At 71.7% G+C, this 18,801-nt stretch carries 17 protein-coding genes, 3 tRNA genes, 1 pseudogene and 1 CRISPR repeat array; of the genes and pseudogenes, 7 read left to right on the forward strand and 14 right to left on the reverse strand.

Translation table 11 applies throughout. From position 1 onward, the window contains the following. Positions 1 to 4 precede the first annotated feature (4 nt). Positions 5 to 538, forward strand: a complete 534-nt coding sequence (locus tag JNW98_RS19515; RefSeq protein ID WP_223769538.1) for a hypothetical protein — start codon at positions 5 to 7, stop codon at positions 536 to 538. Positions 539 to 669: 131 nt separating this feature from the next. Beyond that, positions 670 to 1,800: a CRISPR direct-repeat array (repeat unit 29 nt; unit sequence GTGGTCCCCGCGCACGCGGGGGTGGTCCC). 558 nt (positions 1,801 to 2,358) lie between these two features. On the opposite strand, the gene JNW98_RS19520 is transcribed toward JNW98_RS19515, so the two are convergent. The 6 genes from JNW98_RS19520 to JNW98_RS19545 all read right to left on the reverse strand — a co-directional run bounded on the left by JNW98_RS19520 (position 2,359) and on the right by JNW98_RS19545 (position 7,073). Then, positions 2,359 to 2,949 carry a hypothetical protein gene (locus tag JNW98_RS19520; protein WP_223769539.1) on the reverse strand — a complete coding sequence of 197 codons (591 nt, stop codon included), beginning with the start codon at positions 2,947 to 2,949 and terminating at the stop codon, positions 2,359 to 2,361. A 156-nt stretch (positions 2,950 to 3,105) separates the two neighbouring features. After that, positions 3,106 to 3,873, reverse strand: coding sequence for an ABC transporter permease (locus JNW98_RS19525; protein WP_223769556.1), 768 nt, complete (start codon positions 3,871 to 3,873; stop codon positions 3,106 to 3,108). A gap of 47 nt (positions 3,874 to 3,920) precedes the next feature. Next, the gene (locus tag JNW98_RS19530; RefSeq protein WP_223769540.1) at positions 3,921 to 4,922 is read right to left on the reverse strand and encodes an ATP-binding cassette domain-containing protein; all 1,002 of its coding nucleotides are present in this window, start codon (positions 4,920 to 4,922) and stop codon (positions 3,921 to 3,923) included. A 48-nt stretch (positions 4,923 to 4,970) separates the two neighbouring features. Further along, the gene (locus tag JNW98_RS19535; RefSeq protein ID WP_223769541.1) at positions 4,971 to 5,807 is read right to left on the reverse strand and encodes a DUF4097 family beta strand repeat-containing protein; all 837 of its coding nucleotides are present in this window, start codon (positions 5,805 to 5,807) and stop codon (positions 4,971 to 4,973) included. Between the two features lie 127 nt (positions 5,808 to 5,934). Next, a complete protein-coding gene (locus JNW98_RS19540) occupies positions 5,935 to 6,468 on the reverse strand; it encodes a hypothetical protein (protein ID WP_223769542.1) in 534 nt (177 codons plus the stop codon). A gap of 146 nt (positions 6,469 to 6,614) precedes the next feature. Next, positions 6,615 to 7,073 (reverse strand): STAS domain-containing protein, encoded by a 459-nt coding sequence (locus JNW98_RS19545; protein ID WP_223769543.1) that lies wholly within the window; start codon positions 7,071 to 7,073, stop codon positions 6,615 to 6,617. Between the two features lie 666 nt (positions 7,074 to 7,739). Between JNW98_RS19545 and JNW98_RS19550 the strand changes: the two genes are divergently transcribed. The 4 genes from JNW98_RS19550 (at position 7,740) to JNW98_RS19565 (ending at position 10,467) form a co-directional block, all read left to right on the forward strand. Then, positions 7,740 to 7,904, forward strand: coding sequence for a hypothetical protein (locus JNW98_RS19550; protein ID WP_223769544.1), 165 nt, complete (start codon positions 7,740 to 7,742; stop codon positions 7,902 to 7,904). Positions 7,905 to 7,995: 91 nt separating this feature from the next. Further along, complete coding sequence (locus tag JNW98_RS19555) at positions 7,996 to 8,289, forward strand: Dabb family protein (protein WP_223769545.1); 294 nt, start codon at positions 7,996 to 7,998, stop codon at positions 8,287 to 8,289. Between the two features lie 280 nt (positions 8,290 to 8,569). Beyond that, on the forward strand, positions 8,570 to 9,436 hold the full coding sequence (locus JNW98_RS19560) for an RNA polymerase sigma factor SigF (RefSeq protein WP_372459280.1): 867 nt from the start codon (positions 8,570 to 8,572) through the stop codon (positions 9,434 to 9,436). A gap of 197 nt (positions 9,437 to 9,633) precedes the next feature. Continuing rightward, positions 9,634 to 10,467 (forward strand): RNA polymerase sigma factor SigF, encoded by an 834-nt coding sequence (locus JNW98_RS19565; RefSeq protein WP_004943124.1) that lies wholly within the window; start codon positions 9,634 to 9,636, stop codon positions 10,465 to 10,467. A 434-nt stretch (positions 10,468 to 10,901) separates the two neighbouring features. On the opposite strand, the gene JNW98_RS19570 is transcribed toward JNW98_RS19565, so the two are convergent. Next, positions 10,902 to 11,123 (reverse strand): hypothetical protein, encoded by a 222-nt coding sequence (locus tag JNW98_RS19570; protein WP_223769547.1) that lies wholly within the window; start codon positions 11,121 to 11,123, stop codon positions 10,902 to 10,904. Between the two features lie 228 nt (positions 11,124 to 11,351). Here JNW98_RS19570 and JNW98_RS19575 point away from each other — a divergent pair, with 228 nt between their 5' ends. Both JNW98_RS19575 and JNW98_RS19580 read left to right on the forward strand, forming a co-directional pair. Next, a complete protein-coding gene (locus tag JNW98_RS19575; protein WP_004943121.1) occupies positions 11,352 to 11,855 on the forward strand; it encodes a MarR family winged helix-turn-helix transcriptional regulator in 504 nt (167 codons plus the stop codon). A 105-nt stretch (positions 11,856 to 11,960) separates the two neighbouring features. Further along, positions 11,961 to 13,520: an MDR family MFS transporter gene (locus tag JNW98_RS19580; protein WP_504755037.1), complete on the forward strand. Its 1,560-nt coding sequence runs from the start codon at positions 11,961 to 11,963 to the stop codon at positions 13,518 to 13,520. Between the two features lie 278 nt (positions 13,521 to 13,798). Here JNW98_RS19580 and JNW98_RS19585 read toward each other — a convergent pair whose 3' ends face one another. From JNW98_RS19585 to JNW98_RS19615, 7 genes and pseudogenes are all read right to left on the reverse strand, one after another. Next, positions 13,799 to 14,596: a TetR/AcrR family transcriptional regulator gene (locus JNW98_RS19585; RefSeq protein WP_223769549.1), complete on the reverse strand. Its 798-nt coding sequence runs from the start codon at positions 14,594 to 14,596 to the stop codon at positions 13,799 to 13,801. A 40-nt stretch (positions 14,597 to 14,636) separates the two neighbouring features. Then, positions 14,637 to 16,238, reverse strand: coding sequence for an MFS transporter (locus tag JNW98_RS19590; RefSeq protein WP_223769550.1), 1,602 nt, complete (start codon positions 16,236 to 16,238; stop codon positions 14,637 to 14,639). Positions 16,239 to 16,516: 278 nt separating this feature from the next. Then, a pseudogene (locus tag JNW98_RS19595) lies at positions 16,517 to 16,816 on the reverse strand (winged helix-turn-helix domain-containing protein); the annotation flags it as partial. Positions 16,817 to 16,955: 139 nt separating this feature from the next. Next, complete coding sequence (locus JNW98_RS19600) at positions 16,956 to 17,876, reverse strand: amidohydrolase family protein (RefSeq protein WP_223769551.1); 921 nt, start codon at positions 17,874 to 17,876, stop codon at positions 16,956 to 16,958. Between the two features lie 140 nt (positions 17,877 to 18,016). After that, positions 18,017 to 18,090 (reverse strand) — tRNA-Met (locus JNW98_RS19605). Between the two features lie 47 nt (positions 18,091 to 18,137). Continuing rightward, a tRNA-Arg gene (locus JNW98_RS19610) sits at positions 18,138 to 18,210 on the reverse strand. Between the two features lie 205 nt (positions 18,211 to 18,415). Beyond that, positions 18,416 to 18,507 (reverse strand) — tRNA-Ser (locus JNW98_RS19615). Between the last annotated feature and the right edge of the window lie 294 nt (positions 18,508 to 18,801).

Raw genomic sequence — 18,801 nt, forward strand, 5'->3', positions numbered from 1 at the left:
GCTCGTGACGATCGCTGCTGTGCTCCTGGGCGCGGCCACCACCCACCTGGCCAACCACAGGATGGAGAGGCAGCGACACCGCCAGACCCTCCAAACCCGCTGGGACGCCAAGAAGCTGGACGCCTACGCGAACTACATCGACCAGATGCGCGCCTGCATCTTCATCGCCGTCCACCTCTACCACCACCGCGAGGGCATACGCCCCAGCGACCAGCCCGAGCCGGAGATCAGAGCAGAGATGTCCGAGGCCGGCCGCCTCCGCGGCCGAGCCTTCGAGCGCGTCATGCTCCTGGGCGGCGACGAAGTCGTCGAAGCGGCCCACGACCTCAACGCCATCGCCCTCAAAATCGACTGGCAGGCCACAGGCGAGACCACCGGCACCCTGGAAGACTGGCGCGCCCTCCACCGCGCCACCTTCAAGGCCATCAACGCCTTCCACGAAGCAGCCCGCAAAGACCTCGGCGTTAAGGGCCGCGTCACCGGCGACAGCCACCCGGAGCGAGACCTGCTGCTACCGCCCGCCCGCAGACGAGAGTGACCTATGAAGTGCCTCACTAACCAACCGCCAGCACCACTGAAACCAAAATTCCCACAATGATCGCTTTGCCGGAATCTCAACTAGTAAGTAAAAACTGGCCCCTCCGCCGCTAAACCCGCAGGTGGCGCCCTGTGGTCCCCGCGCACGCGGGGGTGGTCCCGACCCTTTTGGAAGCGTCTTGGACGTCCCGCAGTGGTCCCCGCGCACGCGGGGGTGGTCCCGTCCACGGTGGCGCGGCGACCGAGACCAAGGTGTGGTCCCCGCGCACGCGGGGGTGGTCCCTCGCCCTTCCCGCAGGCCCGGGCGAGGCGGGCGTGGTCCCCGCGCACGCGGGGGTGGTCCCAGGGCGCGGCCTGTGGCCTCGTCGTAGGAGGCGTGGTCCCCGCGCACGCGGGGGTGGTCCCGAGACCCGGCGGGCGTACGCCGGCGACTGGCAGTGGTCCCCGCGCACGCGGGGGTGGTCCCCTGATGGTGGATCAGGACCAGTCCGGGATCTGGTGGTCCCCGCGCACGCGGGGGTGGTCCCCCGCCGGGAGGGGACACCACGTGAGCGAGCAGGTGGTCCCCACGCATGCGGGGGTGGTCCCTCGGCGACGGCCGTGGTGCGGGGGGTCCGCAGGGTGATCCCCGCGCACGCGGGGGTGGTCCCGCGACGCTCCACGGGTCCACTACATACCTGGGGTGGTCCCCGCGCACGCGGGGGTGGTCCCTCGGCGACGGCCTTGGTGCGGGGGGGTCCGCAGGGTGATCCCCGCGCACGCGGGGGTGGTCCCTCGGCGACGGCCTTGGTGCGGGGGGTCCGCAGGGTGATCCCCGCGCACGCGGGGGTGGTCCCGCGTCGCTCCTCGGGTCCACTACATACCTGGGGTGGTCCCCGCGCACGCGGGGGTGGTCCCGCGCAGTACCGGGTGCCGGAGCCGCCGCCGAGGTGGTCCCCGCGCACGCGGGGGTGGTCCCGCCCCCATCTGCCGCAGCCGGGGTACGCCCTGGTGGTCCCCGCGCGCGCGGGGGTGGTCCCCGCGAGGTCGGCGGTCAGGCCCTGTGCGGAGGGTGGTCCCCGCGCACGCAGGGGTGGTCCCAGGCCGCCGCGGCCGAGCGGAAGGCCCGGTACGTGGTCCCCGCGCACGCGGGGGTGGTCCCGCGTCCGCGAGACCGGCCGTGCCGATCTTGAAGTGGTCCCAGCGCACGCGGGGGTGGTCCCGAGCCGCTGCGATTCCTCGTCCGCAGCCGAGAGTGGTCCCCGCGCACGCAGGGGTGGTCCCGCCAAGACGCTCGCCAGGGTGACCGCCGTCAGGTGGTCCCCGCCTAGCGGGGGTGGTCCTTGCAAGGACTGCGGCGGAAGCGGGTGGATCGGGTGGCCCCCGCGCACACGGAGCTAGCAGGTTGATCATCGAGACGCCAGCAAGGCTACGGGCCCAGGCGCGGGAGGATGATGCGGTCCGTCTGGACGTCTTCTTCTTTCAGCACAGTCGACGCCTCGCCGCGCCCGTCTCGTTTTCCGTCTCGTTCACCCCCGTCCGCCACCGTTCACAGCTACGTCCGCAGGTACGCGCTCGCATACCCCCGCCCAGGAGATGGACGTGGATGTACCACCCCGGGCGGAGGTGGCAGCGATCGTCCAGACGACAGTGGAGACCTCGAAAGCGTGTGAGGGGGCAACTCCTCCGTGGGTTCAAATCCCACCGCTACCGCTCTTCAGACGAGGGGCCCGACCTGATCCAGGTCGGGCCCCTCGTCGTGCTCCGGCTCGGTTTCCGGCCGTGTCGGGCCGGTGTGCCGGCGGGTGCGGGTGACGGGTCGTCCGGCTTCCGCGCCGGCGGCTACCAGGTGATGATGATGTAGCCCCTGCCGCCGGGCCTGCCGTTCTCGCCCTTGTTCCCCGCGTCCCCGGCCGTGGCGTGGTGGACCTCGGTCGGGGCGCCGGATCCTCCCCAGCCGCCGTGGCCGCCTTCGCCGCCCCTGCCGCCCACGCTTCTGCCCGACGGGATCTTCAGGCCGTCGGGTCCTTCCGTCATGGCCGACGCCCCGCCGGCTCCGTACGCGCCCTGGTGGCCGCCGCCGTAGGTGAGCGCGTGTTCGCCCGCTCTGCCCCTTTCACCGTCCCCACCGGCCTTGCCGGGGCGTCCGAGCGCGGAGGCGACCTTCGTGCCGTCAGTGCACCGGCCGGGGTACGGCCTGGGGGTGGCCTTGCCGCCGCTGATGCCGCCGCCTTCCCCCGCGTGCCCTTCGGTCCCCGAAGCCCCGACGTGGCTCTGCGCGACCTCCGCCATGAGGGTGCGCGTGCCGTTCCAGAACTGGGTGTCGTGGCGGTCGTTGTCGACGGCCCCCGGGTGCCCGAACTTGCCGCTCTTGCCGTCCAGACCGAAGTTGCCGGTGCCCTGCCGACCGAGGGCCGTCTCGATGAGGTGCATCACCCCCGCCCCGCGGTGCCTCCCGCCGAATGGGGTGACGCACCCCGCCGGCGCGCCCTCTTCACCGGGACGAAGACGGAACGCTTCCCGCGTTGACGGCCGGCCCTGGGACCGGACGTCGCGCCACCCCTGCCCGGCAGGCCCACGCGGCCGCGGTCATGCCCGCCGGTCGGCGGCCGTGCCGCGGTGGAAGACGGTGCGGGCCCAGAGGTAGCCGGTGAGAGTGAGGGCGAGGCACCAGGCGAGGGCGGTGATGCCGTTGGTGCCGATCTCCGTGCCCGTCAGGAGGCCGCGCAGGGTCTCGTTGACGGAGGTGAAGGGCTGGTATTCGGCAAACCAGCGGAGGCCCGCGGGCATGGACTCCGGGGGGACGACGGCGCTGCCGAGGAACGGGAGGAACTGGAGGGGCAGGGGGATGTTGCTCGCCGACTCCGGGTTCCTGGCCACCAGGCCGATGCCGGCCGCGATCCAGGTGAGGGCGAAGGTGAGCAGCGTCATGAGCCCCGCCGCGGCGAGCCACTCGACCGGGCCCGCGTGCGGCCGGAAGCCGACGAGCAGGGCGACGGCGACGACGCAGACGATGCTCAGCATGGTCTGGATGACGCTGCTGACGACATGGCCGGTGAGGAAGGCGGACCGGGAGACCGCCATCGTCCGGAAGCGGTTGACGATGCCCTCGGTCATGTCGACACAGACCCCGACGGCGGTCACCAGGGCGCCGGACGTCGCGGCCATCAGGATGATGCCGGGCGCGAGGTAGTCGACGTACTCCCCGCCGGAGCCGGAGGCCGGGGCGTCGACGCCGGCGCCGAGGGCGCCCCCGAAGACGTAGGTGAAGAGGAGCAGCATCAGCACCGGCGTCATGACGACCGAGGCGGTCAGGGACGGGTAGCGCCGGGCGTGCTTGAGGTTGCGGCGCAGCATCGTCAGGGAGTCGGCGACGGTGTGGGGGAGGGTGTGGGTGAAGGGGGTCACCGTGCGGGCTCCTTCCCGGAGCCGGTGCCGGTGCCGGAGCCCGTGCCCGTGCCCGTGAGGCTGAGGAAGACGTCGTCGAGGTCGGGCGTGTGCACGGTCAGCGACTCGGCGTGGACCGCCGCGTGGTCCAGGACGTCGAGGACGGCGCGGAGCGTGGGCACGCTGTCGTCGCCGGGGATGCGCAGGGTGAGGCCCTCGGGGTCGGCGGTGCCGGTGCGGAACGCCGCGGTGGCCGCCGCGAGTCCGTCGGGGCCGGCGAACCGGAGGCTGATGTGGGCGCCGGGCACCCGGCGCTTCAGTTCCTCGGGGGTGCCCTCGGCGACCAGCCCGCCGCGGTCCAGGACGGCTATGCGGTCGGCGAGCCGGTCGGCCTCCTCCAGGTACTGCGTCGTCAGGAACACCGTCACGCCGTCGTCGTCGACCAGTTCCCGGATGATCTCCCACATGACGCGGCGGCTGCGCGGGTCGAGACCGGTGGTCGGCTCGTCGAGGAAGACGACGCGCGGTGCGCCGACGAGCGTCATGGCCAGGTCCAGCTTGCGCCGCATGCCGCCGGAGAACGTGGCGGCGGTCCGGTCCGCGGCGTCGGTCAGGTCGAAGCGGTCCAGGAGGTCCTCGGTGCGCAGCCGGCCCTCGCGGCGGCCCAGGTGGTGCAGGTCCGCCATGAGCGTCAGGTTCTCGCGGGCGGTGAGCAGGCCGTCCACGGCGGAGAACTGGCCCGTGACGCCGATGCCGGCGCGGACCGCGTCGGGCTCGCGGAGCAGGTCGTGGCCCGCGACCCGGGCCTCGCCGGCGTCGGGGGCGACGAGGGTGGAGAGGATGTGGACGGTGGTGGTCTTGCCGGCGCCGTTCGGGCCGAGGAGCGCGAAGACCGTGCCCTCGGGGACGCGCAGGTCGATGCCGTCCAGCACCGGCCGGCCGCCGTAGGACTTGCGCAGGCCGGTGACGCTGATCGCCACCGTGTCGCGCGGGGCCGGTGGTGTGGGTGGTGTGGTCATGCCGTTCTGCCCTTTCTCCAGGGGGTCACGCATGGCTTTCCAAGGGGGTCACGGGCGGCGGATCTCGATGTCGCCGATCCCCGTGCGGGCGCGGACCTCGACGGTCGTCTCGGCGTCGCCGGGACCGTCGGAGAGGCCGAGCGCGTTGCGGACGCTGCCCAGGCGGGTGGTGAGCTCCAGCCAGGCGGCGGTGGACGTGCCGATGCCGACCTCCAGGTCGCCGGCCGAGGACTGGAGCGTGACCCGGCCGCGGATCACCTGGCCCAGGTGGATGCCGCCGTTGGCGGACCGGGCGTCGACGTCCCCGTGGGCGACGCCGACGGAGATGGCGCCGTTCGACGAGCTAACCCGCAGATCGCCGCCGACCTCGCCGAGCGCCGTCTCGCCGTTGAGGTTCTTGACCGTCGCGGCGCCGCCGATCGCTCCGGCGTCGATCGGGCCTGCGCCGACGAGTTCGGCGTCGCCCCGCGCGCGGTCGAGCCGGATGCCGCCGTGGCCCGTCCTCAGCCGCGCCGTCGCCGTCTCTCCGGCCTGGACGTGGCCGACCGAGGTCTTCAGCCGGCAGTCCCCGAGGCTGCCCTCGCAGAAGAGGTCGCCGACGAGCGTGGTGGCCCGCACCTCGGACCCGGCCGGCAGCCCGATCCGTACCTCCACCGAGCCGGTCCGGCCGAACAGGGACCGCTGCCGGGGGCCCTTGACCAGCAGGGCGCCGTCCGAGCAGGCGATCCGGGTCTGCTCGGCCGCCCGGACGTCCGCCTCCTCGGCGGGGTCGGTCGGCAGGACGTCGACGACGGTGTCGGCGCGGTCGCCGGCGATGACGCGGAGCACCCCGATGTCGAACTCGACGGTGGCGCTGACCGGTTCGGGCGTTGCGAAAAGTGGCATGGCTGTGCCGTCCTCATGGCTGGGTGGGACGCGGACCGCCGACGGGCGGGGGTACGAAGAGGGGGCGGGGTACGAAGAGGGGGCGGGGTCGCGCGTGACGCCACTGTGGCGCCATGCGCGCACCGGGTTAGCGGACCCAGCCCGTGAAGGTCTGCCCCCGGTGCCGCGAGGGGCCGGCCGGGCGGCCGGCGCGCTCGCCGGTCTCCAGGGCGGCGCCGACGGCACGGACCAGCCAGGCGTTCACCGACAGCCCCTCCCGGCCGGCCGCCTCCTCGGCCCGCGCCTTGAGGTGAGCGGGCAACCGCAGGTTGACGCGGGCGGTGCCGCCCTCGTCACCGTCGCCCTGGGCGGGAGCCGGCGGCAGGGTGGCGCCGGGCCCGTCACCGGGCGCCGCGGCGTCGGCGTACGGACCCTGGCCCGGTGGCGGCGTCACCACGAACTCCGGGTCCAGGCCGCGCAGTCGGACGTCGACCGAGCCGGGCGCCAGATCCCTGGTGACCTCCTCCATGGCGGTGGACAGCGCGTTCAGCAGGGTGAGCCGGGCGGCCGACTCCAGCGGCGCGGTCAGCCGTTCGGCCAGGGCGCGCGCTTCGTCCCCGCCCGCGTTCGCGGCGACCGCGAGCTCCTGGCGGAGGGTGTCGACGTAGGGGGTGAGATCCATAGCGCCACTATGGCACCGCAGTGGCGCCACAGCAAGCACGGGGTGGGGCGGCGGCGCGCTCAGCACGGGTGGGGCGGCGGCGCCCTCGGCTCGTCGCCGAGCCGCCGAGCCGCCGCGCCACCGCCCGTCCACCCTTCACCCGTTCGTCAGGCCGGGACGCTCCCGTCACGGGGGCCGCAGGCCACCTCGTCCGCACCGGGAGCGGCCGGAGCCCCTCTCGTACCCGGCGCCACCGGCGCCCCGACTCCCGCATCGGAGCCGCCGGGCGCGCCCGGCGGTGCGTCGAGCCAGTGGAAGACCGGCTCCAGCCGCACGATGCGGATCACTTTGGACACGCGGGGGCCGCCCCGCACCACCCGCAGCCGGCCGCCGCCGCGGGCCACCCGGTTCCGGACGCGGAGCAGGAGGCGGAGGCCGCTCGCGTCCAGGAAGGTCACGCCGCGCAGGTCGATGACGAGGTCCGCGCGCCGGCGGCCGGCCAGGGCCTCCAGCCGCGGGCCGAGCTCCTGCTCGGCCAGGATGTCGATCTCTCCGGACAGTTCAATGGTGACCGCTCCCCCCGCCACACGCTCCCGCATGGTGAAGGCGAGCTCGTACCCGCCCATGCGAACCTCACCGTTCTCCCTCACTCATGTACCGCACACCGGAACCCGTTCCCACGCACCGGGACGGCCGCTCCGGCAAGCCGGTGAGCGCCTCGGGCCGTGTGCCTTTCTGGTGCCCCGGCGCCGGGCTCTTCTCACCTCAACTGACCCAGAGTTCATCCGTGTTGGAAAATTCCGCGGTACCACCGGGAGGGTTGCGCGGATTTGGGCGGCGGAATCGCCGGAATTGAACGGGCATGACCGGCCCGGACGAGGGAGCGGCGGAGAGAGAGGGGAAGAGAAGGCGGGGGGAGAGAAGGCGGGGGGAAGCGGCATCGGGGGGACAAGCCGCTTCCCCCCATGAGGACACGGACCCCGAGTACGGGCCGCAGTCAGGGGGAAGCGCGCGGCCCGGACCCCGCAGAGGGGTTCCATGTCCCGAGCCCGTCGGATTCCTGCCAGATCCGGCGGGCACTCCCCCATCCTCCGTCCCGGAATACGGCGGACGGGCGGCCGAAGGACCCGCTTCGCCGGGGCTTAAGTCCTTAAAGGTGGGGTGAACAGTGCCCGCGCCGGAGCCCCGGCCGCCCGACCGCCGGGCAAATGTCTCGTCCATCTGTGCGGATAGACTCTCGCAAGCGCTACGGGGGCTTCACGAGAAGAAGGCGGACGGGGAGGCGGCACGGCATGGCGCAAGCCAAGAAGATCACGTTCTGGGTACTCGCCGTTTTCATCGGTTACACGATCATCCACTCGCCGGCCAGAGCGGCCGAACTCGTACAGATAGGCTTCGAGGGGATCTCGGACGCCGCCAAGAGCATCGGCGAGTTCATGACCGAACTGATCAACTGAGCCCCCGCGGACAGCCCCGGCATCCGCGCCCCAGGCGCGCCCGCACTTTAGGCACCCGCAGCATCCCGTCGCACCGGAAGGCGGCCATCCGATGATCCGTCACCTCGTCCTGTTCAAGCTCAACGACGGCGTCGAGCGCGACGACCCCCGCGTCGTCGCCGGCGTCCAGGCGTTCGAGAAGCTGGGTGGGGAGATCCCCGAGCTCCGCTTCTGGGAGTGCGCGTGGAACGTCTCCGAGCGCCCGATCGCCTACGACTACGCGATCAACTCCGCCGTCGAGGACGCCGACGCCCTCCAGCGCTATCTCGACCACCCGGCCCACCAGGCGGGCGTCGCGCTGTGGCGGGAGTTCGCCACGTGGGTGATCGCCGACTATCCGTTCTGACCCCGTTCTCCCCCGGGAGCCCGGGCGCGGGCCCCTCGCCACCACGGCGGGGGGCCTTTTTCGCGCGGTCAACACGACGTTATGCGGTGCTTGCACACAGTGGACATGTCTTGTGATGCTATGACCGCTTTTGACGGATGAGTTGACCTGGAGCTGACCGCGAAGGGGTGGTGTGACCGTGCCGGCCCGTACAGCGTCAGAGGAGACCTCGGCGTCAGAAGAGAACCCTCCGCCACCGCGGGAAGCCCCGCGCGAAGTGCCGAGGGATGTGCCGCGGGAGGTGCCGAGGGAGACACCGAGGGAAGCCCCCCGGGACGTTCCCCGGGAAGCCCCCCGGCAGGAGACGCCCCACGAGGCCCCCCGAGAGGCCTCCACGCGGGAGAGCCGGGGCGCGGACGCCCGGGCGCTGACGCAGGTGCTCTTCAAGAAGTTCGCCACCCTGGAGCCCGGCACGCCGGAGCACGCCCGCGTGCGCGCCGCCCTGATCGAAGCCAACCTCCCCCTCGTGCGGTACGCCGCGGCGCGTTTTCGCAGCCGCAACGAGCCCATGGAGGACGTCGTCCAGGTCGGCACCATCGGCCTCATCAACGCCATCGACCGCTTCGACCCCGACCGCGGCGTGCAGTTCCCGACCTTCGCGATGCCGACCGTCGTCGGCGAGATCAAGCGCTACTTCCGCGACAACGTGCGCACGGTCCACGTACCGCGCCGGCTGCACGAGCTGTGGGTGCAGGTCAACGGCGCCACCGAGGACCTGACCGTGCTGCACGGCCGGTCGCCGACCACCGCCGAGATCGCCGAGCGGCTCAAGATCGGCGAGGACGAGGTGCTGGCCTGCATCGAGGCCGGGCGCTCGTACCACGCCACCTCGCTGGAGGCCGCCCAGGAGGGCGACGGGCTGCCCGGCCTGCTGGACCGGATCGGGTACGAGGACCCCGCGCTGGCCGGCGTCGAGCACCGCGATCTGGTCCGCCACCTGCTCGTCCAGCTGCCGGAGCGGGAGCAGCGCATCCTGCTGCTGCGCTACTACAGCAATCTGACGCAGTCGCAGATCAGCGCGGAGCTGGGGGTGTCGCAGATGCACGTGTCGCGGCTGCTCTCGCGCAGCTTCGCCCGGCTGAGGTCCGCAAACCGTATCGAAGCCTAACTCTTGTGGGTGACACGCCCGCCGGACTCCCCGGCAGATATGTCGACTTGACGCTACAGCGCGTTGCCGACATGTGACATTCTGCTGGAACTGCGTTTGCCACAGCGCAGCCTCCGGTATTCAGGTGGAGGCTGCCCCCTCGGCCGATCCGCGGCCGGGGGTGTGCTGTGATCCGTCCGCGACCTCAAGGGGGTGGCATGTCCGTAGACCTGGGCAGCGCGAAGGTGCTCACCAACGACGCACCGCACGCCGTGCTCGACGACTGCGAAGCCATCGACACCCGCACCCTCTCCCGCTCCCTGTTCCTGCGGCTGGCGGCCCTGGACCGGGACAGCGCCGAGCGTACGTACGTCCGTGACACCCTCATCGAGCTCAACCTCCCCCTCGTGCGCTACGCGGCGGCGCGGTTCCGGAGCCGCAACGAGCCGATGGAGGACATCGTCCAGGTCGGCACCATCGGACTGATCAAGGCCATCGACCGGTTCGACTGCGAACGCGGGGTGGAGTTCCCGACGTTCGCGATGCCCACGGTCGTCGGCGAGATCAAACGCTTCTTCCGGGACACCAGCTGGTCCGTGCGGGTGCCGCGGCGCCTGCAGGAGCTGCGGCTCGCCCTGACCAAGGCCAGCGACGAGCTCGCGCAGAAGCTGGACCGCTCCCCGACCGTGCCCGAACTGGCGCTGTGCCTGGGGGTCTCCGAGGAGGACGTGGTCGACGGGCTGGCGGTGGGCAACGCCTACACGGCCAGCTCGCTGGACTCGCCCTCGCCGGAGGACGACGGCGGCGAGGGCTCGCTCGCCGACCGGCTGGGCTACGAGGACACGGCGCTGGAGGGCGTCGAGTACCGGGAGTCGCTGAAGCCGCTGCTGGCCAAGCTGCCCCCGCGCGAGCGCCAGATCATCATGCTCCGCTTCTTCGCCAACATGACGCAGTCGCAGATCGGTGAGGAGGTCGGCATCTCGCAGATGCACGTCTCCCGGCTGCTCACCCGGACGCTCTCCCAGCTGCGCGAGGGCCTCATCTCCGACTGACCTCGCCCAGCCACGGAAAGACAGGCCACCGGTCGACCGACCCCCGGTACGGCAGCGGCGGGCCGCGACACGTACGTCGTACGTCGCGGCGGGGGCCGCCGGGCCGTCCGGCAGAGACGCGGCGCGATCGGCGGCGCCGCGCGGAAACGGGTACCCGGCGGTCACCCCGTTCACCCCGGTGACGCGCGGACGCGTACGGGCGCCGCGGCCGGCCTCAGCCGCTGTCAGCCCCAGCCGCCACCGGCCTCAGTCACGGTCGGGCCCAGTCTCCGTCGGCCTCAGTCACGGTCGGGTCCAGTCTCCGTCGGCCTCAGTCACGGTCGGGTCCAGTCTCCGTCGGCCTCAGGCACCGCCGGCCTCAGTTCATCGCCGGCCGCAGCCGCCACGCCTCAGCCGCCACGCCTCACCCTCCACGCCTCAGCCGAGCGCGAGCCTCAGCCGAGCGCGAGCCAGGCCACCGCCGCCACGACCGCGAGCGCGGCGACGACGCCGAGGATCACACCCACCCGGGGCCCGGACGACGACGAGCGCCCATGGCTCGCCGGAGCGGCCGCGCGGGGGCCGGGAGCCCCCTCGTCGACGAAGGCACGGAACATCTGAGTGCTGCCCGCGGGGTCGTAGGGACCCTCGGGGCGCTGCTGATGGGGGTTGGCCATGGACCAGGACCCTAACGAAAGCGGACCCGCCCCCGCGCGCGGGGCAGCGCACCCGGGGCCCCCGGCCCCAAGGACGTCCGGCCACCCGGCCGGCCGCCGCACCGCGTGACGCTTCCTTCACTCATCGTTTGATCGTTGAACTTGACCCCTCCTTTACCGCTTTTCGTTTGCCTTCAGCAACCAACAACCTCTATGGTTGCCCTAAGCAACTTAAAACGGGAGGATCCGTTGGCCGCGCACGAGCAGTACCAGGAGCTCGCCCAGCAGCTCAGCGCCATCGGCGTCATCAAGCGCGGCCTCGCCCGGGTCCTCCCTCCCGACTGCCCGCCCACCTCGGTCATCGTGCTCACCCTGCTCAAGCGGTACGGCGAGATGCGGATGAGCAAGCTCGCGGAGCTCCTGGTCGTCGACATGTCGGTCACCAGCCGCCACGTGGCGTACGCCGCGGAACGGGGCTGGCTCGACCGGCAGCCGGACCGGCTGGACAAGCGCTCCCGGCTGCTGCGCCTCACCCCCAGCGGCGAGGCGCTGCTGGACGACGTCAGCGCCCGCTACACCGAGGCCCTGGCGCACTGCCTGGGTGACTGGAGCGACGCGGAGATCACGCAGATCGTCGGTCTGCTCGCCCGGCTGAGGGAGAGCTTCGGCGAGTGCCACCGGCCCGTCGCCCCCGGCGGCGCCTCCCCGGCGCACGACCTCGCGGCCTGCCCGTCGGCCCGCACACCCCACTGACCGCCCGACAGCATCACGAAAAGGAAGTCCATGGCCAAGACCACACCGCCAGGTGTGCGGGACAGCCACAACGATCACGCACCGTCCGACGCGCCCGGCATCGACATGACGCACAGCCAGATCATGCGCGCGCTGTCCGGGCTGCTGCTCGGCATGTTCGTGGCGATCCTGTCGTCGACGATCGTCTCCAACGCGCTGCCGAAGATCATGCACGATCTGCACGGCAGCCAGTCCGCCTACACCTGGACCGTCACGGCCGCGCTGCTCGCGATGACCGCGTCGACGCCGCTGTGGGGCAAGCTCTCCGACCTCTTCAGCAAGAAGCTGCTGGTCCAGGTCGCGCTCGTGGTCTACGTCTTCGGTTCCGTGGTGGCCGGTCTGTCGCAGAACACCAGCATGCTGATCGCCTGCCGGGTGATCCAGGGCATCGGCGTCGGCGGCCTGTCGGCCCTCGCCCAGATCGTCATGGCCGCGATGATCTCGCCGCGTGAGCGCGGCCGGTACAGCGGTTACCTCGGCGCGACCTTCGCCGTCGCCACCGTCGGCGGCCCGCTGCTCGGCGGCGTCATCACCGACACCAGCTGGCTCGGCTGGCGTTGGTGCTTCTACGTCGGTGTGCCGTTCGCGGTCATCGCCCTGATCGTGCTCCAGCGCACCCTGCACCTCCCGGTCGTCAAGCGGCAGGTGAAGGTGGACTGGCTCGGCGCGTTCTTCATATCCGCCGCCGCCACGCTGCTGCTGGTCTGGGTGACCCTGGCCGGCAAGAACTACGACTGGCTGTCCTGGCAGACCGCCGTCATGGTCGGCGGGTCGATCCTGCTCGGCGTGATCTTCGTCCTGGTGGAGAACAAGGCGGCGGAGCCGATCATCCCGATGCGGCTGTTCCGCAACAAGACGATCGCCCTCTCCTCTGCCGCGAGCCTCTTCGTCGGTGTGGCGATGTTCAGCGCCACCGTCTTCCTCTCGCAGTACTTCCAGCTGGCCCGGGGCGAGACGCCGACCATGTCCGGCGTCATGACCATCCCGCTGATCGCCGGCCTGTTCGTCTCCTCGACCGTGTCCGGTCAGATCATCACCAAGAACGGCCGCTGGAAGGCGTGGCTGGTCTCCGGTGGCGTGTTCCTCACTGCCGGCCTCGGCCTGCTGGGCAGCATCCGGTACGACACCCCGTACTGGCAGCTCGCCTGCTACATGGCCCTCATGGGCCTCGGCATGGGCATGATGATGCAGAACCTGGTGCTCGCCGCGCAGAACCAGGTCGCTCCGAAGGACCTCGGCGCCGCCAGCTCCGTCGTCACCTTCTTCCGCTCCCTCGGTGGTGCGGTCGGCGTCTCGGCGCTGGGCGCGGTCATGGCCAACCGGGTCAAGGACTACGTCGTGGACGGTCTGACCGCCCTCGGCCCGAAGGGCGCGGCCATCGCCAAGCAGGGCGCCGGCGGCGGCAGCATCCCCGACATCAAGAAGCTGCCCGAGCCGCTGCGTTCGATCATGGAGAGCGCCTACGGGCACGGCGTCGGCGACGTCTTCACCTACGCCGCCCCGACCGCGCTGATCGCCTTCCTGCTGACCCTGTTCATCAAGGAAGTGGCCCTCAAGGGCCGGCCCGGCGCGCCGGCGGACTCCTCCGCCCCGGCGAAGGACACCGAGCCCGCGAACGCGGCCTGAGGCCGGCGTTCCACACAGCTCCGGCCGGGCGTCCACGAGCGGAGACGCCCGGCCGGTGGCCCGGGGCCGAACGGCATCGATGACCCCGGGCGAACGGCCGCGGAGGCGGTGCGCACACAAGGCAGGGGACGGCCTGCGCACCGCCTCCGGGGCCGGATGACTTCCGTACTTCCGCACTTCGTACTTCCGTACTTCCGTACTTCCGTACTTCCGTACGACGGCGAACGCCCCTGCTCACGAGGATCCCTGTGAGCAGGGGCGTTCGCCGTTTCCGGGCCCTACGACACCTCGTCCCGCGCCCGGTCGCGCATCACCTCGATGCCCGCGATCACCGTGTCCAGCCCGACGGTGAAGTCGCGCGCCCACAGCTCCTCCATCGGCTCGTCGCGGAACCGCTGGGTCATCGCCACGCTCTCGCTGTACTGCTCGGCGAAGTCCGGTCTCTCGGCGAGCGTGTCCGCGACCTCCTTGAGGTACTGCCGCTGGTCGAGGCCCGCGGCCCGGCAGCGCTCCGCGTAGAGCGTCTGGACGGTCGCGAAGCCGTAGACGAACTGGAACAGCGCGCCCAGCGAACCGGAGAACCGGCTCGGTTCGACGCCGCTGCGCCGGATCACCTTCAGCGTGGCGTCGCCGAACCGCATCGACCGGGGGCCGATGTTGAGGTACTGGCCGGCCAGCCGGGCCACCCACGGGTGGCGGGTGAGCATGCCCCGGTACTCGTGGGCGAGCTGCCGCAGCTGGTCACGCCAGTCGGCGTCCTCGGCGTCCGGGTCGGGGAGCGCCATCTCGCCGCTCGCCTCGTCCAGGACCAGTTCGAGGAGGTCGTCCTTGTTGTCGACGTACCAGTAGACCGACATGGCGGTCACCCCGAGCTCGGCGGCCAGGCGGCGCATGGAGAACTTGGCCAGCCCCTCGGCGTCCAGCAGGCGGACGGCGGCGGCGACGATCTTGTCGCGGTCCAGCGAGCCCTGCTGCTCCCGGGCCCGGTCCGCGGCCGCCCTGCGCCGCGGGGAGGGTTTCTCCTCGGCCAGCCAGATGCTGGTCCTCGGGTTCTCCGCGCGATTGCCGCCGGCCATGCGTTCCCTCTCCACCACGTCGCTGTCCCCGTTCCCGATGCTAGGCCCTGCCGGACGCGGCGCCGGGCCCGGCGTCCGCCGCGTCCACGACGTCCGTGCCGGTGTCCGTCCCGTCGGGCTTCCCGGCGGCCGCCGCGGCGTCGGCCCGTTCGGCCCGGCGCATCAGGAGCGCCGCCACGATGCCGCCCGCCAGCACCGCCGCCGCGCCGACCAGCTGGCCCGCCTGCACACCGGACGCGAACGCGTCCTGGATCTCGGTGCGCTGCGCCGCCGTCCGGGCCTCGCCCAGCGCCTCCGGCAGCGAGCCCGCCCCGGCGGCGACGGCCGGGAGCAGCGCGGCGAAGCGGGAGTTGAGCACCGCGCCGAGCACGGCGACGCCGAGCCCGTTGCCGAACTCCTGGAGCGTGCCGTTGACCCCGGCGCCGGTGCCGGCCTTCTCCGGCGGGATGGCCGACATGATCGCGGTGGCCATGGCCGGCGAGGCGAAGGCGATGCCGGCGCCCATCAGGACCAGGCCGGCGAACATCCCGCCGTACCCGTGGTCGCCGGTCCACGCGATCACGGCAAGACCGGCGGCCAGCAGCGTCATGCCCACGACGATGGTGAGCGGGCCGCCGAGCTTCGTCATCAGCCGGGAGGCGACGCCCGTGAGGTTGAGGAGGACGATCATCAGGGCCAGCGGCGTCATCCGCAGACCGGTCTCCAGCGGCCCGTAGTGCAGCACGAGTTGCAGGTGCGAGGTGAGCAGGAAGAACGATCCGCCCATGCCGAGCGCCACCAGGATGCCGCCCATGACGGCCGCGACGAAGCGGCGGTTGCGGAAGAAGTGCATGTCGAGCATGGGGTACGGGATGCGCAGCTCCCAGAGCACGAACGCGGCCATGATCAGGACGCCGAGGCCGCCGGAGAGCAGTACGCGGCCGGACGTCCAGCCGTGCTCGGGGCCGGAGATGATCGCGAAGACGATGCCGGTCATGCCGAGGGTGGAGAGCAGGGCGCCCAGCAGGTCGGGGCGGTCGCCGGCCGGGTTCTTGGACTCGGGCACCAGCTTGAGCACGGCGATCAGGGCGATGACCGCCACCGGGATGTTGATCAGGAAGATCGAGCCCCACCAGAAGTGGTCGAGGAGCGTGCCACCGATCAGCGGCCCGCAGGCGAAGCCGAGCGAGCCCACGGCGCCCCAGATGCCGATCGCCTTCGTGCGCTCCTCGGCGTCGAAGACCTGGACGACGACGGCGAGCGTGGTGGTCATCAGCAGCGCGCCGCCGACGCCCATGCCGGCCCGCGCGGCGATCAACTGGCCCGTCGTGTCGGACAGTCCGGCGCCGAGCGACCCGAGACCGAACAGCGAAACCCCGATGGCCAGCATCTTCTTCCGCCCGTAGCGGTCGGCGACGTTGCCCGCGGTGAGCAGCAGACCGGACTGCACCAGCGAGTACGCGTTGAGCATCCACTGGATGTCCGCGGTGGCGGCGCCCATCTCCGTGGTGAGCGACGGGATCGCCACGTTGAGGATGGTGTTGTCGAGCAGCACGGTGAGCTGCGCGAGGCATATGGCGCCCAGGATCACCCAGCGGGTGGGGTGACGGACGGGTTGTGGAGCTTCGGAAGTGGGTGACGAGAGCGGGGTGGACGCCGCCATGGCGGGCTCCTTGCAGGGCAGGCCGATGTGATCGGTCTACACCGTACAAGAGACGGCTCTACGATGTACAGGGATTTTCTCGTACGCCGTAGAAGGCTGTGGAACCGGAGAAGGTCCGCCGCGGACTTCGGGCAGGGCACCGGCTTCGGGAGGCGGGCTTCGGGACGCGGGCTTCCGGAGGCGGGCTCTTCCGGACGCTCGGCTTCAGGAGGCGGGCCTCCGGACGCTCGGCCTCCGGACGCTCGGCCTCCGGACGCTCGGCCTCCGGACGCTCGGCTTCAGGAGGCCGGCTTCAGGACGTACCCCATGCCGCGGCGCGTGTGGATCATCGGCGGCCGGCCGGCGTCGATCTTCTTGCGGAGGTAGGAGATGTAGAGCTCGACGACGTTGCCCCGGTCGCCCGGCCCGAACGAGTGCGCCCACACCCGGTCCAGCAGCAGCGTCTTGCTGAGCACCCGGCCGGGCTCCCGCATGAGCTGGCGCAGCAGCGCGAACTCCGTCGCCGTCAGCGGGATCGCCGTACCGCCGCGGACCGCCTCGCGGTTCGCCTCGTCGAGGACGAGGTCTCCGACGACCAGGCGCGGCACGGCGGTCGGGGCCGCGTGGGCGGGGCGGGGGCGCGCTTCCGTCGATGCGATGGTCATGCTCATGAGCGTGCGCGGGGCCCCTGAGAACCGCCTTTCCCCTGTCTGGGAAACGTCTGAGAAAACCGTCCGCTCACGGACTTCCGGCGGGCGGAAGACCGCCGCTGCCCGGGTCCGGGACGCCGAGGAGCCGCGCCGCGTTGTCGTGGCACACGGCGCGCAGCCAGTCCTCGTCCTGCCCCAGGCGGGTGAGGGCGGTCAGCGCGTGCCCGTACCCGTAGGGGATGTTGGGGAAGTCGCTGCCGAACAGGATCCGGTCTCCCAGCGCCGCCAGCCGCGGGCGCTCCCCGGCCGGGAACGGCGCCACGTCCTCGATGAAGTCGGTGAACACCATCGTCGTGTCGAGGTGCACCTCCGGGTACCGCTCGGCCAGGTCGAGGAAGGCGCCGTACTCGGGAACGCCCATGTGGGCAACGACCAGCCGCAGCCCCGGATGGCGGACCAGCACCCGGCCGATGGGCTCCGGCCCGGTGAACCGGCCCGGCAGCGGACCGGAACCGCAGTGCGTCACCACCGGCACGCCCGCCTCCGCCAGCAGCCCCCACACTCCGTCCAGCAGGGGGTCGCGGGGGTCGTACGCGCCCACCTGGAGGTGCGCCTTGAAGATCCGCGCGCCGGCGTCGAGCGCCGCCCGGACGGACCGGACGGCTCCCGGCTCGGGGAAGAAGGTGGCGGTGTGCAGGCAGTCCGGGGTGCGGGCCGCGAAGTCCGCCGCCCAGGCGTTGAGCCAGTCCGCCATGCCCGGTTTGTGCGGGTAGATCATCGAGGTGAAGGCGCGGACCCCGAAGGAGCGCAGGGTCCGTACCCGGGCGTCCTCCGCGTCCCGGTAGGTGATCGGCCAGGCGCGGCCGAGTTGCTCCCCGGCCGCGTCGAAGTAGGACCAGACCTTGGTGAGGACGCGCTCGGGCATGAAGTGGGTGTGCACGTCGATCAGGCCCGGCAGCCCGAGGCCGCGCCAGAACCCGGTGATTTCGTCGTCTCGCACGGGTGACATCTGCCCCTGTGGCACCAGCGGCATGCGCCGTCACGTGGCATTCGGCGCCAGACGGAAACCGCCACGCGGGAACACCACACGGGAGCGCCGTCTGAAAACGCCGAAGGCCCGGTACCTGAGTACCGGGCCTTCGGTTCGAGTAGCGGGGACAGGATTTGAACCTGCGACCTCTGGGTTATGAGCCCAGCGAGCTACCGAGCTGCTCCACCCCGCGACGGTCGAGAAACCAGTTCCAACATGTTGGCACCGGCCTCTCGGCTGCGCGCTCGGCAGGATTCGAACCTGCAACCTCTTGATCCGTAGTCAAGTGCTCTATCCGTTAAGCTACGAGCGCTCGGCTTCCCGGCGGTCTTTCTTGCCGGTCGGCGTTGCGGGAACAACATTACATGAACTGCGCCGTGAGGCGAAATCCATTGCCGCAACCCCGCCTGACCTGCGGAAACGCGAAATCAGGGCGGTTGGCGAGCCGTCACCGGGACCCAGGGCCAGGACACGGAAAAGCCCCGGCCGTCGAGATCGACGACCGGGGCTCCCGGCTGCGGAGGCGGAGGGATTTGAACCCTCGATCAGGGGGTTACCCCGAAACCGCATTAGCAGTGCGGCGCCATAGACCGGACTAGGCGACGCCTCCAGCACACCCGCGCGTACGCGGATGTTGCGTGCAGATGATGACACAGCCCGGGGGCTCGCCACCAATCGCACTCTACGGTACCGGGCCCGACGGCCCCCGGGCAAAGCGGTTCCGGGCGCGCAACGCACGGCGCATCCGGGCGTTAGAGGGGTGAGGCTGCGGCCGGCCCGCCGCCCCGCACCACCCCGCGACCCATGGAGTTCCCGCATGCCGCTCCGCCGTCCCCGCCGGCCCGCCCTGGTCGCGGCCGCGCTCGCCCCTCTGCTGCTCCCGCTGCTCCCGCTGCTCGGCGCC

The sequence above is a fragment of the Streptomyces huiliensis genome (assembly GCF_020037025.1).
Taxonomy (GTDB): Bacteria; Actinomycetota; Actinomycetes; order Streptomycetales; family Streptomycetaceae; genus Streptomyces; species Streptomyces huiliensis.

Excerpts from the sequence above, each read along its gene's own strand:
- JNW98_RS19580 (WP_504755037.1), top strand. The coding sequence starts at position 11,961 with ATGACGCACAGCCAGATCATGCGCGCGCTGTCCGGGCTGCTGCTCGGC.
- JNW98_RS19530 (WP_223769540.1), bottom strand. The coding sequence starts at position 4,922 with ATGACCACACCACCCACACCACCGGCCCCGCGCGACACGGTGGCGATC.
- JNW98_RS19540 (WP_223769542.1), bottom strand. The coding sequence starts at position 6,468 with ATGGATCTCACCCCCTACGTCGACACCCTCCGCCAGGAGCTCGCGGTC.
- JNW98_RS19600 (WP_223769551.1), bottom strand. The coding sequence starts at position 17,876 with ATGTCACCCGTGCGAGACGACGAAATCACCGGGTTCTGGCGCGGCCTC.
- JNW98_RS19545 (WP_223769543.1), bottom strand. The coding sequence starts at position 7,073 with ATGGGCGGGTACGAGCTCGCCTTCACCATGCGGGAGCGTGTGGCGGGG.
- JNW98_RS19585 (WP_223769549.1), bottom strand. The coding sequence starts at position 14,596 with ATGGCCGGCGGCAATCGCGCGGAGAACCCGAGGACCAGCATCTGGCTG.
- JNW98_RS19570 (WP_223769547.1), bottom strand. The coding sequence starts at position 11,123 with ATGGCCAACCCCCATCAGCAGCGCCCCGAGGGTCCCTACGACCCCGCG.
- JNW98_RS19555 (WP_223769545.1), top strand. The coding sequence starts at position 7,996 with ATGATCCGTCACCTCGTCCTGTTCAAGCTCAACGACGGCGTCGAGCGC.
- JNW98_RS19550 (WP_223769544.1), top strand. The coding sequence starts at position 7,740 with ATGGCGCAAGCCAAGAAGATCACGTTCTGGGTACTCGCCGTTTTCATC.
- JNW98_RS19525 (WP_223769556.1), bottom strand. The coding sequence starts at position 3,873 with ATGCTGCGCCGCAACCTCAAGCACGCCCGGCGCTACCCGTCCCTGACC.
- JNW98_RS19565 (WP_004943124.1), top strand. The coding sequence starts at position 9,634 with ATGTCCGTAGACCTGGGCAGCGCGAAGGTGCTCACCAACGACGCACCG.
- JNW98_RS19520 (WP_223769539.1), bottom strand. The coding sequence starts at position 2,949 with ATGCACCTCATCGAGACGGCCCTCGGTCGGCAGGGCACCGGCAACTTC.
- JNW98_RS19590 (WP_223769550.1), bottom strand. The coding sequence starts at position 16,238 with ATGGCGGCGTCCACCCCGCTCTCGTCACCCACTTCCGAAGCTCCACAA.
- JNW98_RS19535 (WP_223769541.1), bottom strand. The coding sequence starts at position 5,807 with ATGCCACTTTTCGCAACGCCCGAACCGGTCAGCGCCACCGTCGAGTTC.